This window comes from Streptomyces fagopyri, assembly GCF_009498275.1.
In the GTDB taxonomy this organism is placed as follows: domain Bacteria; phylum Actinomycetota; class Actinomycetes; order Streptomycetales; family Streptomycetaceae; genus Streptomyces; species Streptomyces fagopyri.
In genome coordinates this window covers 1,535,259-1,551,298 of sequence record NZ_CP045643.1, presented here as the reverse complement: position 1 = coordinate 1,551,298, position 16,040 = coordinate 1,535,259, and the positions used below count along the sequence as shown (strand labels likewise).

Sequence of the window (16,040 nt, the reverse complement as noted above, 5' to 3'; positions counted from 1 at the left end):
GCCTGATCGCTCCGCGCCGATCAGGCCGCCTTCGTCACGTCCTCACGGGAGAGCACCGACCACAGGGAGAGCAGCCGCCGGTACTCCTCGGCGCGTGCGGTGCCGGCCGGCTCGGTCATCAGGTGCCGGATGCGGTCGTTGACCTCGTCGAGGGCGTGCGGCACCAGGCCGTCAGGCCCGGGGGAGTGCGACATGCCCACACCGTACGGGCGGGGTCTGACATCGATGCCGACACCCAGGGTCCGCTGGCCGTGGCTCGGGGCCCGACTGACGCCCTGCCGGGCTGTCCTCCGGTCGTTCCGTCCGGCCGCCGGGACCTGTTCGACCGGGACGCGTGTCCTCTCCCCGGACTACGCGGGTTCGGTCACTTGCCCGTGCCGGTGCCGCCAGGCCCGTACAGCGCGTCGTGCAGCGCAGCGGTGGCCTGGGCGACGGCCTCCTTGGCGGCCCGCGTGTCCGCCAGCGCGTTGAGCATCATGAAGTCGTGGGTGACACCTGCGTGGTGGGACGAGGTGACCGGAACCCCTGCCGAACGCAACTTGGCCGCGTACGCGTCGGCCGCGTCGAGCAGCACGTCGGAGTCGGTGATCACCAGGGCGGGCGGCAGGCCGCGCAGCTGGTCGACGGTGGCCCGCAGGGGTGAGGCCAGCGGGTTGCTCCGATCCGCCGCGCGCGGCGCGTAGGCGTCCCAGAACCACTTCATGGCCGGCCGGCTGAGCCAGCAGTTCTCGGCGAAGCGGTGGTAGGAGGCCGTGTCGAAGTCGGCGTCCGTGACGGGGTAGAGCATGACCTGCTGCCGGAAGTGCGGGCCGCCGCGCTGTTTGGCCATCAGCGTGACGGCCGCGGTCATGTCGCCGCCCACCGAGTCGCCGGCGACCGCCAGCCGGCCGCTGTCGACGCCGATCTCCCGGCCGTGGGCGGCCACCCACTGGGCGACCGTGTAGGCCTGCTCGACCGGTACCGGGAACTGGGCCTCGGGGGAGGGGGTGTAGTCGACGAAGACGACGGCGGCATGGGCACCGTCGGCCAGCTGCCGGACCAGACGTTCGTGGGTCGCGAAGTTGCCGAGGACCCATCCGCCACCATGGATGTAGACGATGCCGGGCAGGTCGCCCTCGACCCCGTTCGGCCGGACGACGTGAACGGACACGGGGCCGGTCGGGCCACCGGGCACGGTCCGTTCGGAGACCTGCGCGGGCAGCATGTCCACGGGCCCCGCCTGCAACTTGTTCAGCACCTCCCGGGCGGCGTTGTACGACATCTCGTACAGGGGCGGCCCGCCCGCCGCCGCGAGCCCGTCGAGGAAGTCCTGGTCGATCGTTTCGAGCTTCACCGGCGGTGTGCCACAGGCGACGTACTTCGCCTTCGCCGCGTCGCCCACGGCGGCCGTCAGCGACGTGCTCCGGTCGGCGGCGCGGTCGCCGCCGCAGGCGCTGAGGGCGGCACCGGCGGTGGCCAGGAGCGCGGCCAGGAGGCGGTAGCGGGTCCTGCGGGATATCGGCCGTCGTCGCGAGGCTGTCATGTGTGTGCGTTCCCAACGTGATCGTAGGTTCCCCCGGGCCAGCCTGTTCGCATCGCGGGTCACCGACCAGCCGGGTTAGGCCGCCGGAGTGTCCCGTGGCGATGGGCGCGGCGGACGCCTCAGCCGGGCGGGCCGGCCCCGGCGTCGCCCGGCCCGCCCCGACAGCCCGCGAGCGGAGGCGACCGGGCGACGCGCTCGCCCCGGGCACCGGCACGAAGGAGCGCGCGGTGCCGCGTGACGCACCGGTCCCGACCGGCCCGGACCTCACCCCCGTCGCGCTTTCCACCGGCGGGCGGACCCCGCCAACTCCACCGCACAGGAGCACACCTGACCTGATACTCCAGGGGAGGAGGTCAACGGCAGCGGTTCGGACGGGGGTTGACCCGAAGCGTCCACCACTGGTTCAGTGGCTGAGCCACTCAACGATTCGGGAACTCATCGGAGGAGGAACCGTGGAGGCGCTGCCCCGCGAGACCATCGTGGACGTCCTGGAGGGTCGCCTGCGCACGGACATACTCGACGGCCGTCATCCGGCCGGGAGTTACCTGCCACCGGAGCGCCAACTCGCCGACGGCTACGGAGTCACCCGCACCACCCTCAAGCACGCCTTCGGACGACTCGTCCAGGCCGGCCTGCTCGAAACGCGCCACGGTGTCGGGACCCGGGTACGGGACTACGCCCGGCTGGGCGGAGCGGATCTGCTGCCCATGCTGGTCCGGCACGACGCGAAGTGGGTCCGCGAGATCTTCGAAGTCCGGCGCAGCGTCGGCGCGTTGATCGCCGAGCGGGCCGCCGTGCGCGCCACTCGCGCCCAGCGGGCCGAACTTCGCGCGCTCCTGGAGGCCGTACGGGAGTGCGAGGGCGCCGACGCGGTGCAGCTCGCCGACCTCGAAGTCCACCGGGCTCTCGCCAGGGCGACCGGAAACCGCGTCTACGTCCTGCTGACGAACACGCTGTTCAACGCCTACCTGCCCATCCGTTCCCTGCTCAGGGCCCCCTTCACCGACGCCGCCGCGGCCCACGAACGGCTCTCCCCCGTCGTGGAGGCGGTACTGGCCGCGGACGCCCCGCGGGCCCACGCGGCGGCCGACGCCTACCTCGGGGACACCGAGCGCATCATGCTGGACGACCTCGCATGAGGGGCACCGTGTTCACCGAGACGATGCTCGGCACGGTCCGGCTCGACGACGACACCCGGGACCGCCGCATCCGCCTCGACCTGCGCGCCGAGACCGAAGAGGTGTTGCGCCCGCACCGCACGACCCGGGCGCGCCTGACCGGCCGGGTGCGGATCGCCGGGATCGCCGACGCGCCGTGCGAGGAGGGCGAGCTGGAGATCTCACCGCTCGCCCGGCGGCGCATCCGCTACCGGCTCACGTTCACCTCCGGCGGCCGCACCCTCGTGCTCGACGGCTGGAAGTCCGTCACGGCACGCCGCCCGGTCGCGTCGATGACCGTCCTGCCGGTCACGCTGTACGAAGGCGGCACACGGGTCGGCGAAGGCGTCCTGCGGTTCCCCCTCGCGACCGGACTGGCGCCGTTCCTCCTCAGTTTCCGCTTTCCCCGCCGCGAGGACCACGCCGAGCACTTCGCGCCGCGCTGGGACGGCACTCCGGGTCGCACCGAGGTCTGGTACACCACGCTGACCGACCCGGCGACCGGCACCGGCGTATGGCTGCACCACGAGGTGACCGCGCCCGCCGACGGCTCCGAGGCGTTCGCCCACGGCTGGGTCGCGGCGTTCCCCCGCGAGGGAGAGGTGCGACACGCCCGCTTCGGACCGGTTCCCTGGACCCGGCCGGCGAACGGGTTCGACGCCGACCAGGTCATCGCCGCCCCCGGACAACTGGCGGGCAGCGCCGACGACTTCCAATGGAAGATCAGTGAACGCCCGCAGGGAGAGAGTCTGTTCACCTTCCCGCGCTGGTCGTGGCGCCGGCCGCTGCTCCCCGCCGCCCAGATGCTGCCGGCCGCGCGGGCCACGTACGACGGCGTGTTCTCGTACGGGCAGGACGCCTTGACCCTGCGCGGCGCACCCGGCGCCTCGGCCCGTATCTACGGGCACGGCAACGCACACCGGTGGACCTGGCTCCACGCGGATCTGGGCGGCGGCGACGTCCTGGAGATCGTCGCGGCCGTGTCCACCAGGCCCGGTCTGCGACGGCTTCCTCCGCTGGTCTTCCTGCGTCTGCGCCGTGGGGACCGGACCTGGCCGCGGCGGGCGGAGCGGTCCGCGGTCGGCTGGCTCGGCCTCGGACGGTTCCGCGCCGTATTCGGGCTGCCACGCTGGACGGTGGCGGGCCGCACCCTGCTGCGCCGCATCCGCGTCGAGGTCGAACAGCCCCCCGGACGGACCCTCACCCTGGAGTACCGCGACCCGGACGGCGCCCGCGCGGTGTGCCGCAACAGCGAGTCCGCCGACGCCCGCGTCGTGCTGGAACGCTGGTGGGGCCGCTGGCGCCCGGAGGAGACCTGGGTACTGGACGGCACCGCGCACGCGGAGGCGGGCGAGCGATGACCGCCGAGGGACTCGTCGCCGCGCTCCTCGCCGACGACGGCCGGCAGGACTGGCCGGCCCGTGTGCCGCGCCGCCTCGACACGCTGCTCGCCGCACTGCCCCGGCCGGCCAGGGCCGGGGTGCACACCGCCGTCGCGGCCCTGGAGGCGTACACCCTGCTGCGCACCGGCAGGCGGCTGGCCGTCCTCGGCACCGACGAACGCGAGAGCGTGTTGCGTTCGCTCGCCGCGCACCCGCGTCTGGTGCCCCTCCTCGACGTCCTCAAGGTGCCGGTGTTGCTGGCGGCCGGCACCGAACGCACGCCGGCCCCGCAGGCACCCGTGCCCCCGCCCGAGGATCCGCCCCTCGACTGCACTCCGGCGCACGCGTGGCCCGCCCGCTCCACCGCCGACGTGGTGGTGATCGGCTCAGGGGCGGGCGGCGCCATGGCCGCGCGGACGTTCGCCCGCGCCGGGATGAGCGTCGTCGTCCTTGAGGAGGGTGAGCACCACTCGACGGCATCCTTCGGACGCCGGGCGCCGCTCGACCGCTTCGCGGAGCTGTACCGGGACGGCGGGGCCACCGCGGCACTGGGCAACCCGCCCCTGCTGCTGCCGGTCGGCCGCGCGGTCGGCGGCACCACCGTGGTCAACTCCGGTACCTGCTACCGGACTCCGCAGCATGTGCTGACGCGGTGGAGCGGTGCGTACGGATTCGGTCTCGCGGACGGCCTCGGAGCGCGTCTCCACGAGGTCGAGCGCACCCTCCGCGTCGCCACCCAACCCCTCGACGTACTCGGGAACAACGGCCTGCTGGCGCTCTCCGGCGCGGAGCGGCTCGGCTGGCGGGCCGCTCCGCTGCGGCGCAACGCCCCCGGCTGCAAGGGGTCGTGCCAATGCGTGGTCGGCTGTCCCACCGGTGCCAAGCAGAGCGTGCAGCTGTCCGTGCTGCCCGCCGCGTGCGCCGCCGGAGCCCGTATCGTCACGGGCGCCCGGGTCCGCCGCATCCTCCTCGACCCCGACGGGCCGGGAGCCCCGCGCGCGGCAGGCGTACGGGCGCGACGCCCGGACGGCAGCGAACTGGAGATCCTCACCCCACTCGTCGTGACAGCGGCCGGCGCGCTGGAGACACCGCCTCTGCTGCGCCGCTCCGGGCTCGGCGGGCACCCGAGGCTCGGCCGCAACCTCAGCGTCCACCCGGCCACCAGCGTGGCGGGACGCTTCGCCGAGCCGGTCACCGCCTGGCGGGGTGTACTGCAGAGTGCCGGAATCGAGGAGCTGCACGACCGGGGCGTCCTCATCGAGGCGACCGCGAGCCCGCCGGGCATGGGAAGTTTCGTCCTCCCCGGTCTCGGACGCGAGCTGCGGCGCGAACTGGAGGACGCGGAGCGCCTCGCGACCCTCGGTGCCATGATCGCGGACCGTCCCTCCGGGCGGGTCCAGGGCCGGAACCGTACCCTCGTCCGCTACGACCTGGACCCCCGTGACGGGGCACGGCTGATGACGGCCGTACGCGCCATGGGCCGGGTACTGTTCGCGGCCGGCGCCGAGGAGGTCCTCACCGGCGTCCCCGCCGCCCCGCGCGCCCGCTCACTGGACGAACTCGACGAACTGCTCACCCGGGTGACCGCGCGGAATCTGCACCTCTCGGCGTTCCATCCGACCGGCACGGCCGCCGCGGGCGGTGACCCGCAGCGCGCTCCCGTCGACCCCGAGGGCCGACTCCGAGGCGCCCGGGGGGTCCTCGTCGTGGACGGCTCGGTGCTGCCCGGCTGCCCCGAGGTCAATCCCCAACTGACCATCATGGCAGTGGCCCTGGCGATGTCGGAGACCTGGCTGGAGGGAGAGGGCTGACCGCTGCCGCACCATGACCGGTCGACGCGGTGCGTGGACGACGGAACCGGCGGGCGACGGCCCCGGGGGAGACCTCGCCCGAACGCGTGGCAGACGAACCGCCCGCCGGAGCCACGCACTTGACGTTTACGTGTACACGACGAAGAATGATCGCGCTCCATGCTGTGACAACGTTGTCCAGGCTTTGAGGAGGCGTTCCCGCCCATGAGATGGACCCAACGGCTGCGCGGTGCGGGGATGGCGGTGGCGACCGCCATGCTCCTCGGCAGCTCCCTGGCGGTTCCGGCGGCGCGGGCGGCTGCCCCGCCGGGCTCCGCGCTCACCGATCTGGTCAATCCGTTCATCGGAACGGAGAACGAGGGCAACACCTACCCGGGCGCCGCCGTGCCCTTCGGCATGGTGCAGTTCTCGCCGGACACCGGCCACAACACCGGCTACGACCATTCCCAGAACCACATCCGGGGCTTCTCCCTCGTCCACCTCTCGGGCGTCGGCTGCGGTCTGGGCGGCGACCTGCCCGTGCTGCCGACCACGGGGGACGTCACCGAGACGGACTACGCCCAGTACGAGGCGGAGTTCAGCCATGACAACGAGCAGGCCGGCCCCGGCTCCTACCGGGTCGGTTTGAAGACGGGCATCGAGGCCGAGCTCACCGCGACCGCCCGGACCGGTGTGCAGCGCTACACCTTCCCGGCCACGGACAAGGCCAACGTCCTGCTCAACGCGGGGCAGTCGCTGCACAGGACGGTCTCCACCAAGGTCGAGATCCTCGACAACCGCACGGTGCGCACCGCCATCACCGGCAGCGGCTTCTGCCAGGACACCAAGCCGTACACCGTCTACACGGTCACGCGCTTCGACCGTCCGTTCATCACCTCGGGCACCTGGAACGGCGACACCGTCACCGAGGGTTCGAAGGAGTCCGTGAGCACGGGACGGGGTGGCGCCTTCGTCCGCTTCGACACGACCAAGGACCGGACCGTCGAGGCGACGACCGCCCTCTCGTACGTGGACGCCCGCGGCGCCGCCCTCAACCTCCGCTCCGAAGGCGGCCGTTCGTTCGACTCCGTCCGGCGCGCGGCACACCGTGCCTGGGAGGACCGGCTCGGCGCCGTACGCGCCCAGGGCGGCGGCGACACCCTGCGCCGCACGTTCTACTCGTCGCTCTACCGGTCCTTCCTCGCACCCAACATCGGCAGTGACGCGGACGGCCGGTACACCGGCTGGGACCAGCGGATCCACCGCGCACAGGGGTTCACCTACTACCAGAACTGGTCCCTGTGGGACACCTATCGGACCCAGTCGCAGCTCCTCGCCCTGCTCGCGCCGCGTGAGGCCCGGGACATGGCGATCTCCGTCATCAAGATCGACGAGGACAGCGGCTGGCTGCCCAAGTGGGGTTACGGCACGGTCGAGACGAACATCATGACGGGCGACCCCGTCACCCCGTTCCTGACCAACGCCTACCAACAGGGCCTGCTCAAGGGGCCCGAGGGATACGCCGAGCGGGCCTACCGCGCGCTGAAGAAGAACGCCGACGGGGTACCGCCCGCCGACTCGCCCGCGGTGGGACGTGAGGCCGGCAAGGAGTACATCGCGAACGGCTTCGCGCCCTACGTCAAGGACCGCCCGCACGCGAAGCCCGGTGACTCGGACTACGACCACGGAGCCTCCGCGACCCTGGAGTACGCGCTCTCCGACGCCATGCTCGGCGCGATGGCACGGGATCTGGGCCATGAGGCCGACGCGGCGCGCTACACGGCCCGGTCCCAGAACTACCGCAAGCTCTACGACAGTTCGACCGGCTTCTTCCGCGCGAGGGACGCCTCCGGGGCCTTCGCGGGACCGGCGGACCCGGCCCTGAGCGAGGGCTTCCACGAGGGTACGGCCTGGCAGTACCAGTGGCTCGTGCCGCAGGACCTGCCCGGCATGGTCGACCTGATCGGCGGGACACAGGCGGCCAACGACCGTCTCGACTCGTTCTTCGCGTACGACCGGTTGCTGAAGGACCCGGCGAAGACCGCCCGCGAGGTGTGGGTCAACGGCCCGTACGCCTATTACAACGCGGACAAGTACAACCCGCAGAACGAGCCCGACCTCATCGCTCCGTACACCTATCTGTCGACCGGGCAGCCCTGGAAGACGACCGACGTGGTGCACGCCGCGCTGACGCTGTTCACGGACGCGCCGACCGGCATGACCGGCAACGACGACCTCGGCACGATGTCCGCGTGGAACGTGCTCTCGTCCATCGGGATCTTCCCGGTGCAGCCCGGCTACGACACCTGGGGCCTGTCGACACCCGTCTTCGAGCGGGTCGACCTGAAGCTCGACCGGCGCTACTACCCGCGCGGCGCCCTGACCGTCAGCGCGCCGGGCAGCTCGGACCACGACCGCTACATCCGGTCGGCACGGGTGGACGGTTCCTCCTACGGCCGTACGTATCTGACGACCGAGTCGCTGCGGCACGCGCGGTCGCTCTCCTTCACGGTCGGCGCCGAACCGTCCGCGTGGGGGACATCGGCCGACGCGGCCCCGCCCGCTCTGCGGCCCGCGGGGTGAGCCGGTACACGGCTCACGCCTGACGGACGGTCGCGGCATCCTCCCACGCGCTGCTCGACGGACGCGCGGGGCGGGTGCCGCGGCCGTGTCCCCCGGACCGGGAAGGGGTCCCGGCCGTGACGGGGGCGTCGGGCCGGATGCGTGCTCCGTCTGCCGCGCTGTCCCCGGACACGTTCTCCGCCATTGGTCCTGACCTGCGGCAACGCGGAGGAGTACGCCATGGGCAGTTGCCGACCGGGCCATCCGGGACTCATGCGTCGTTCACCGGGGCGTATGAGAGTCCAGGACATCCCATGTACCCACCACGAAGACATTGCTGAGGACACATGTGCCTTGACGGACACTGCGAGAGCCACGTGAACATCTTCGAGCCCGAGGCGGGAGGCGAAGGCGAGGCGAGTGGCGCGCTGGGCCGTCGTCGGCTGCTGGCCGCGGGTGTCGCGGGCGCCGCGGCCCTCACGCTCGCCCCGGTCTCGTTCGCGGAGGCGGCCGACGGCACGACCGCGGGCGCGCCGCCGCAGACCGGTGAGGAGACCCGTGTCATCACCGGTCTGTTGCCCACCGGTGTCGCCGACTTCGTGTACCTCCCGGTCGAGGTCCCGCGCGGCGTGCAGAAGATCGCCGTGTCGTACTCCTACGACAAGCCGGGCGTCCCGTCCGGCACGCCCGGAAACTCCTGTGACATCGGTGTCTTCGACGAGCGTGGCATCGAGCTGGGCGGCCGCGGCTTCCGCGGCTGGTCCGGCGGCTTCCGCACCTCTTTCGAGATCAGCAACAGCGAGGCGACCCCGGGTTACCTCCCCGGCCCCGTCGGCCGCGGCACCTGGCACATCGTCCTCGGCCCGTACCAGGTCGCGCCCCAGGGTCTGAACTACCGCGTCCAGGTGACCCTGACCTACGGCGAGCCCGGCCCGGCCGCCGTCAGGAACTTCCCGCCGCGGCGCGCCAAGGGCCGTGGTCGCGCCTGGTACCGGGGCGACTGCCACCTGCACACCGTGCACTCCGACGGAAAGCGCCAGCCCGCCGAGGTGGCCGCCGGCGCGCGCGCCGCGGGGCTCGACTTCATGGTCTCCACCGACCACAACACCTCGTCCTCGCACGGTGTCTGGGGCGAGTACGCCGACTCCGAACTGCTCATCGTCACCGGCGAGGAGGTCACCACCCGCAACGGCCACTGGCTGGCGCTCGGTGTGGAGCCCGGCGAGTGGATCGACTGGCGTTACCGCAACCGTGACGACGCGTTCCCGCGCTTCGCCCGCCAGGTGCGCCGCAGCGGCGGCATCGTGGTGCCCGCCCACATGTACTGCGCGTATGTCGCGAGCCAGTGGAAGTTCGGCTTCGAGGACACGGACGCCACCGAGGTGTGGACCGGCCCGTGGACGTACGACGACGAGCACGCCATCAGCACCTGGGACCAGAAGATCGGTGAGGCGGTCCGCGGCGGTGGACGCTGGGTCCCGGCGATGGGCAACAGCGACGCGCACAGCGCGCCGCAGGTCATCGGTATGCCGCACAACGTGGTCCTGGCCGACGACCTGGCCACCGACGCGATCATGGACGGTATCCGTGCCGGTCGCAGCTACATCGCGGAGACCTCCGCGGTGGAACTGACCTTCACCGCCTCCGGTGAGGCGAAGCAGGCCGGCATCGGCGAGACCCTCAAGGCGTCCGCCGACGCGCCCGTGGACATCCGACTCGACGTGAAGGGCGTGCCCAACGGCACGGTTCGTTTCATCACCGACGAGGGTCAGATGCACCAGGAGTCGGTGGGCGCCTCCGGCGAGGGCACCGTCACCTGGCGGACGACCACGTCGCTCGCCGCCTACGTCCGCGCCGAGGTCCGCCACCCCATGGCGGACGGCACGCCCGGTCAGGGCAACACCATGGGCGCCGCGCTCATGTTCGGCCCGATGGCCGCCCTCACCAACCCCGTCTTCCTGAAGAAGACCGGCCGGTGATCCCCGCCGCGGTCCGCCGTCCGCCCACCGCGGGCTGAGGGACGGCGTATCACGGCCGAGCCGTGCCCGGGGCGTCCCCCGGGCACGGCTCCTTGCCTTCGTGGCCGACTGCGGCCCGGCCGGGCCCCACCACACCGCATGTCGTGCGGGGGAGCGTGGTGGGGTGACCGGGAGAGCGTGCCGGCTCAGAACTCCTGGACGAAGTACGGCTCCACGGTCATCCAGCCGTTGGCGCGCGCGCCGTAGCGGGTGCCGTTGTCGCTCTGGGCGAGGGTGTACCAGGAGTCGACGTAGTCGGGGTCGTCGGTCCACCAGTCGTTCGGGATGGCGTCCAGCACCGCGTTCACCAAGGGGATGTAGGTGCCTTGGTCCGTGATGGTCAGCAGGGCCGTGGCGATGGCCTTGGCGAGGTCGCGGTAGTTGGTGCTGCCGTCCTCCTCCATCATGACGGCGTCGGCCAGGTTGTACTTGTAGTTGGACCAGTTGACGAGGATCTGGTTGGGCCGGTACACGGTGCCGTCGTTGTCGAGGTACGGCATGTCGACGGGGTCGACCCGTACCTGGCCGTCGTGTCCGAAGCCGGTGACGAGCGTGTAGATCTCGGCGTCGCCCTTCACCCAGGGTTCCTCGTCGTCCGAGAGCTCCACCGCGGTGATACGGCTGGTCCAGAAGCCCCCGCCGGCCGCCTGCGCCCGCTTGGACGCGTCCGCCTGCGGTTTCGCCGCCGAGGCACCGGAGGCGAGGCCGTACCGGCGGAACTGTTCGTCGAGGACGTCCAGACCGGCGGCCAGTGCCTTGGAGCCGTCGATGTCGACGACGTACACGGGGTGGGCCGGGGTGTGCCGGGCGTCGAGGGTGTGCGCCCGGCCGCGGCTGTCGTAGGCGACCACGGTGGTGGCGTCGTCGTCGGAGGTGGCCGGGGCGACCCACGGCGCGGTGCCGGAGGTCAGCGCGCCGCGCATGCTGTCGGACCCGAGGCGCAGCCGCAGCAGCGGGCCGACCTTCGCGTCGAGTCCCTTGGCGGTGGCGATGCGCCGGTCGGCCGCGGCCAGGGTGGCCTTGAGGCCGCCGCCCGCCCGTCCCGCGAGGGCGGTGACGGGAACCTCGTCGGAGGTCAGGGCGGCGTGCCGGACGCGGGTGCGCCAGGCGGAGTCGGTGAGGGAGCGGGCGATCGCGCGGGCGGCCTGGTCCTGTGTCGCGTCGACCGAGGCGGCGGTGGTGGTGGGAGCGGGGGTGGCCGCGGTCGCCTGCAGAGCGCCGGCGGTCTGGCCGGCGGACAGGGCCAGCAGGGATCCCACGAGGGCGGCGACGGTGCCGCGACGACGGGATTGACGGGGTCTCACTGGGGCGATCCTCCAGATGGCGGGGGACGGGTGGTCGCTGTCAGCGGAGCAGAGGGAGCTGATGGAGCGTGCGAAGCCGGTGAAGCAGGAAAAAAAGGGGGAGAAGCGGGTGTCTATGCGAGTAGATACCCGGCGGTAATGATGACGTGCGCATGCCTAGCCGGGCAAGGGTTGCGGAGGGCTCCGTCACATGAACAACCAGCGGACGTGGATGGGGTGTTCGTACTCGCGGGAGCCCGAACTCCGTCCCGGTGGATGACTTGTGGCGCTTTCGGATGCCGTCGCCGATCTCCCGCGAGGGCGGACGCCCACCCGTGGGTCACTTCCTTCCGCGCCCGCCGTCACGGGTGGTCCGAACCGCCCTCCGCGGCATCGTCCTCCCGCTAGGCTCAGCCCGTTCCTGCGATCGGCCTGAAGAGTGAAGTCCCGTCGTGGCAAACGGCGTTGGGGTTGTCGCTCCCGGTCCAGGAGCGCGCTGCCGCGACTCCCGCCCCCAAGGTGAGGTCCGGCGCGCCCGCACGCCCCCACCGTCCGTGCACCGACTCCACTCGCGGAGGCCCCATGACGACGCGCAGACTTGGCAAGTACCTGACATTCGCGGCCACGGCCCTCCTCCTGCTGGCCACGGCGCCCGGTGCCGTCGCCGCCACCGCGGAGCCTCCGGGCGGACCGACGGTCCCCGCCGCCGCGCCCGCGGCCGAGACATGGCAACCCCCCTTGTCCACCCGCGGGCGGTACATCGTCGACGCGGCGGGCAACCGCTTCCGGCTCAAGTCGGCCAACTGGGACGGCGCGCAGGGCTCCTGGACCGGCAGCGGCAGCACCGCCGACCCGGCCGCCCACCACGCCGGCCAGAACTCGTACGGCATCCCCCTGGGGCTGGACCGTGTCCCGCTGACCCAGCTTCTCGGCGACTTCCACCGGCTCGGCATCAACAGCATCCGGCTGCCCTTCTCCAACGAGATGATCCATGGGACGGCGCCCGTGCCGGACGCCGCCGTCACGGCCAACCCGCAACTGCGCGGCAGGACACCCCTCCAGGTCTACGACGCCGTCGTCGCCGCCCTCACCCGGGACGGGTTCGCCGTCATCCTGAACAACCACACGAACACCTCCCGCTGGTGCTGCGGCATCGACGGCAACGAACGGTGGAACAGCGGCCAGTCCACCCAGCAGTGGGCGGACGACTGGGTCTTCATGGCCCGCCGTTACGCCGGCGACCCCGGCGTGGTGGGCGCCGACCTCTACAACGAGGTACGCCGCGACGTGCTGGACGATCCCAACTGGGGTCAGGGCGACGCCCACGACTGGTACGCGGCGGCCCAACTCGCCGCGGACCGCATCCTGACCGAGGCCGATCCCGACCTCCTCATCGTCATCGAGGGGATCAACTGGACCGGCCTGCCGGTCGACGGACTGCCGCACGGCCGCCCCACCCTCACCCCGGCGCGCACGCTCTCGCACACCCTCGTCGCCGCTCACAAGCTCGTGTACTCCGCCCACTTCTACGGATACACCGGCCCCCACCACAGCGGCGCCACCGGGATCGGCGAGACCCATGACGCCCGCTACCAGGACCTCACCCGGGACCAGCTCTACCAAACCCTCGACGACGAGGCGCTGTTCGTCGCGGAGGAGGGGAACCAGCACTTCACCGCACCCGTCTGGATCAGCGAGTTCGGCATCGGAGCGGGTGAGACGGGCACCGCCGCTCGTACCTGGTTCGGCAACATCACCGACTACTTCGCCGACCATGACGTGGACTTCGCCTACTGGCCGCTCGTCGGCTGGGAGGGACACGACGACTGGTCCCTGCTGCGTTACGACACCGCCGGCAACCGGTACGGCATCCTCGACCAGGCCGACTGGCGAGGCACCGCCTGGAACCGGCTCATGACCTCCCCGACGCGCACCGGACCCGTCGCCGCGGTCCCCGGCTGGCGCATGCTCGCCACCGACCACGGCGACTACGTCCAGTCCCTCCGGGTGCGCGCCCGCGGTGACTGGGACCCGGGTGCCTACAAGGCCGCCTGCCCCGACGGCCAGCGGCTGATCGGGCTCGGCCACAGCGGCGGCCGCGGACTGTGCACCGATGCCACCGCCGGCGACCTGCGCGCGGGGGGCGACGCCCAGACGGTCGTCACCGACGAGCGCCATGTACCCGCCGGCGGCGACTGGGCCTCCGGCTACACCAAGTTCCAGTGTCCCGGCGGGAACTACCTCATCGGCTACAGCCGGCGCGGCGGCCGGACCTCGGCGGCCCTGTGCGTGCCCGCCCGCGACTCGCTGGGCGGCACCGGGCGGACGGTGTGGTTCGACCGCTCCGACAACCGGCCCGCCAACGCAGCCGGCGGGGACTTCGCCTACGGCGACTACAAGGGCCAGTGCGCCGACGACGAGTACGCGGCCGGGATCGCCTTCACCACGCGGCTGGGCGCCAACCCGGGCCCCGCCGCCCTGCTCTGCCGCACCCTGAACTGACCCACCCACCCGACAGCGCCGCACCGGCGCACCTGTGCGTGTCGCGTCGCCGGACGCCCGCACAGGTGCGCCGTGCGGAGGCCCTTCAACGCCGTGTCAGGGGGCGGAGGGGCGGCGCCTTCACGTCGGTGTCCCGGGCCGAGGGGCGCAGGCGGGGGATCGGCGCCGGAGCGTACGGCCGGCGTCGCCGAATCCCGTTGAGATGCGGCCGTGAAGCGGGAAGAGTCCATGGACATGGAGTTTCTCTGCTATCACCAGGACCGCCCCGGTTCGCTCGCGTTGCGCGGCCGGCTGCTGGAAGAGCACTGGTCCTACATGGACCGCTACGCGAAGGAGATGATCGCCCGCGGACCGACCTTCGCAGGCGACGACGACACACCCACGGGCAGTGTGCACATCGTCGATCTGCCGGATCCCGCCGCCGCCCGTGCGTTCGCCTTCGACGAGCCCGGCTACCAGGCCGGTGTGTACCGGGACGTGCTGCTGCGCCGGTGGCGCAACACGCTGGGGCGCACCATGTGGGACTTCCCCGGTGGCCGTACCGGTGGCAAGAGGTACCTGGTGCTCGGCCTCGGCGCGGAGGAGGCCGCCGATCTCGCGGTGCCGCCCGGCCGGGAGGAGCTGATCGCGTACGGGCCGCTGCTGTCCGACGACGGCACCGCCTGGCTGGGTACGGCCGCGCTGGTCCGAGCGCCGGACGCGGACGCGGCGCGCGCGGTGCTGACGGCGGACCGCTACTCCCGCGTCGAGGTCCATGACTGGCAGTTCGGCGGCCGGCCGTCATAACCGGCGGCGCACCCCGCCGTCGGTCCTGGGTAGCCCGGTCGGGTGAAGGACCGGCGGCGGAGCGGGCCGCCGCCGGACCCGTGGCACGGCGCCCGTCGGTCCGGCGGCAGGGGAACCCCGGTCTCCTTTCCGGGGTGGTGTGCCGGATGCCCCGACACCGCAGGTGGTGACGGCACGGCACGGCGTGTCGGTCGAGGACGGCGGACGGCCCGTCGCGACGGGCGATTCAAGGCACCGCCGGTCAGCGACGTGAGCCCACAACTGCCCTTATCGCAGGCCGAGTTGGGAACGCGTCAGGAGCACCCCCGGTATCGCGCGCCGGGCCGCGTGCGTCCATTCGGGTGTCTGTCGTCAGACTTCCGCGTGTCCGATATTGCAGATAAAGGGATTATCGGTACGTTCTCTCACAGATCGGCCGGTGCGGCCGACGTCTCAGAGATAGGGAAAAGCGACATGACCACGCGCAACATTGCGGTGACTGCCACCGTTGCGGCCGCTGCGGCCCTCGTCGCCACGGGCGTCACCTACGCCTCGGCCGCCGCGGCTCCTGAGGCCGCCCCCGCCGTTCAGCAGGTTGCTCCCATGGGTGGCGACAGCGGCCAGTCGAAGGGTAACGAAGGAGGAGGAGGCGGCGGCGACCGTGGTGGCCGTCGTCACTACGAGGGCCGGATCGACTTCAACGAGCGCTCGTACTCCGCTCACTCCTGGGGCTGCATCACCGTGGTCAGCGGTCTTGGTTCCCGGAGCTTCAACGTGCGCAACGACAGCCACAAGACCGTCGAGGTCTTCCGTGGCGCCACCTGTGACAACGGTTCGCCCATTGCCACGGTCGGCCCGTGGAGCACCAGCAATGGCGTCATGCCCTTCCGTGTCCACGGTGGCGTGAAGGTCAAGGACGGCGTCGTGGGCAGCTTCCGCGTCGTCGAGGACCACCACCGCGGCGGTGGCGACCGCGGTGGCGACGGTGGCGGCTACCGCGACTAGTCCTCACGGGAGCGTCCGCACCACATGGAGACTCCGGCCCGCTGCAATCGGGCC

The 16,040-nt window shown here is 72.1% G+C and carries 11 protein-coding genes; 8 read left to right on the top strand and 3 right to left on the bottom strand.

Features of this window, described 5'->3' with window-relative positions:
• Positions 1-20: 20 nt before the first annotated feature.
• Together GFH48_RS06625 and GFH48_RS06620 are read right to left on the bottom strand one after the other, a co-directional pair.
• Entirely contained in the window at positions 21-194 is a 174-nt protein-coding gene (locus GFH48_RS06625; RefSeq protein WP_153287357.1) for a hypothetical protein, read from the bottom strand.
• Between the two features lie 170 nt (positions 195-364).
• Positions 365-1,522: an alpha/beta hydrolase gene (locus GFH48_RS06620; RefSeq protein WP_153287356.1), complete on the bottom strand. Its 1,158-nt coding sequence runs from the start codon at positions 1,520-1,522 to the stop codon at positions 365-367.
• 452 nt (positions 1,523-1,974) lie between these two features.
• Between GFH48_RS06620 and GFH48_RS06615 the strand changes: the two genes are divergently transcribed.
• The 5 genes from GFH48_RS06615 (at position 1,975) to GFH48_RS06595 (ending at position 10,392) form a co-directional block, all read left to right on the top strand.
• On the top strand, positions 1,975-2,661 hold the full coding sequence (locus tag GFH48_RS06615) for a FadR/GntR family transcriptional regulator (protein ID WP_153287355.1): 687 nt from the start codon (positions 1,975-1,977) through the stop codon (positions 2,659-2,661).
• Positions 2,658-4,040 (top strand): hypothetical protein, encoded by a 1,383-nt coding sequence (locus GFH48_RS06610; RefSeq protein ID WP_153287354.1) that lies wholly within the window; start codon positions 2,658-2,660, stop codon positions 4,038-4,040. Before GFH48_RS06615 ends, GFH48_RS06610 begins: the two co-directional genes overlap by 4 nt.
• Positions 4,037-5,872, top strand: a complete 1,836-nt coding sequence (locus GFH48_RS06605) for a GMC family oxidoreductase (protein ID WP_153287353.1) — start codon at positions 4,037-4,039, stop codon at positions 5,870-5,872. The genes GFH48_RS06610 and GFH48_RS06605 overlap by 4 nt, the downstream gene beginning before the upstream one ends.
• Before the next feature lie 204 nt (positions 5,873-6,076).
• Entirely contained in the window at positions 6,077-8,434 is a 2,358-nt protein-coding gene (locus tag GFH48_RS06600) for a GH92 family glycosyl hydrolase (RefSeq protein WP_153287352.1), read from the top strand.
• A gap of 326 nt (positions 8,435-8,760) precedes the next feature.
• On the top strand, positions 8,761-10,392 hold the full coding sequence (locus GFH48_RS06595; protein ID WP_194280516.1) for a CehA/McbA family metallohydrolase: 1,632 nt from the start codon (positions 8,761-8,763) through the stop codon (positions 10,390-10,392).
• A 185-nt stretch (positions 10,393-10,577) separates the two neighbouring features.
• Here GFH48_RS06595 and GFH48_RS06590 read toward each other — a convergent pair whose 3' ends face one another.
• Positions 10,578-11,735: a DUF3103 family protein gene (locus tag GFH48_RS06590; protein ID WP_153287351.1), complete on the bottom strand. Its 1,158-nt coding sequence runs from the start codon at positions 11,733-11,735 to the stop codon at positions 10,578-10,580.
• A gap of 561 nt (positions 11,736-12,296) precedes the next feature.
• Here GFH48_RS06590 and GFH48_RS06585 point away from each other — a divergent pair.
• The 3 genes from GFH48_RS06585 to GFH48_RS06575 all read left to right on the top strand — a co-directional run bounded on the left by GFH48_RS06585 (position 12,297) and on the right by GFH48_RS06575 (position 15,986).
• Complete coding sequence (locus GFH48_RS06585) at positions 12,297-14,216, top strand: glycoside hydrolase family 5 protein (RefSeq protein ID WP_153287350.1); 1,920 nt, start codon at positions 12,297-12,299, stop codon at positions 14,214-14,216.
• Between the two features lie 234 nt (positions 14,217-14,450).
• Positions 14,451-15,002: a YciI family protein gene (locus GFH48_RS06580; protein WP_153292754.1), complete on the top strand. Its 552-nt coding sequence runs from the start codon at positions 14,451-14,453 to the stop codon at positions 15,000-15,002.
• Positions 15,003-15,455: 453 nt separating this feature from the next.
• Positions 15,456-15,986, top strand: a complete 531-nt coding sequence (locus GFH48_RS06575) for a hypothetical protein (protein WP_153287349.1) — start codon at positions 15,456-15,458, stop codon at positions 15,984-15,986.
• The last annotated feature ends 54 nt before the right edge of the window (positions 15,987-16,040 follow it).

Coding starts and splice junctions, on each gene's coding strand:
- GFH48_RS06625 (WP_153287357.1), bottom strand. CDS start 194: ATGTCGCACTCCCCCGGGCCTGACGGCCTGGTGCCGCACGCCCTCGAC.
- GFH48_RS06585 (WP_153287350.1), top strand. CDS start 12,297: ATGACGACGCGCAGACTTGGCAAGTACCTGACATTCGCGGCCACGGCC.
- GFH48_RS06575 (WP_153287349.1), top strand. CDS start 15,456: ATGACCACGCGCAACATTGCGGTGACTGCCACCGTTGCGGCCGCTGCG.
- GFH48_RS06605 (WP_153287353.1), top strand. CDS start 4,037: ATGACCGCCGAGGGACTCGTCGCCGCGCTCCTCGCCGACGACGGCCGG.
- GFH48_RS06600 (WP_153287352.1), top strand. CDS start 6,077: ATGAGATGGACCCAACGGCTGCGCGGTGCGGGGATGGCGGTGGCGACC.
- GFH48_RS06595 (WP_194280516.1), top strand. CDS start 8,761: ATGTGCCTTGACGGACACTGCGAGAGCCACGTGAACATCTTCGAGCCC.
- GFH48_RS06610 (WP_153287354.1), top strand. CDS start 2,658: ATGAGGGGCACCGTGTTCACCGAGACGATGCTCGGCACGGTCCGGCTC.
- GFH48_RS06580 (WP_153292754.1), top strand. CDS start 14,451: ATGGAGTTTCTCTGCTATCACCAGGACCGCCCCGGTTCGCTCGCGTTG.
- GFH48_RS06620 (WP_153287356.1), bottom strand. CDS start 1,522: ATGACAGCCTCGCGACGACGGCCGATATCCCGCAGGACCCGCTACCGC.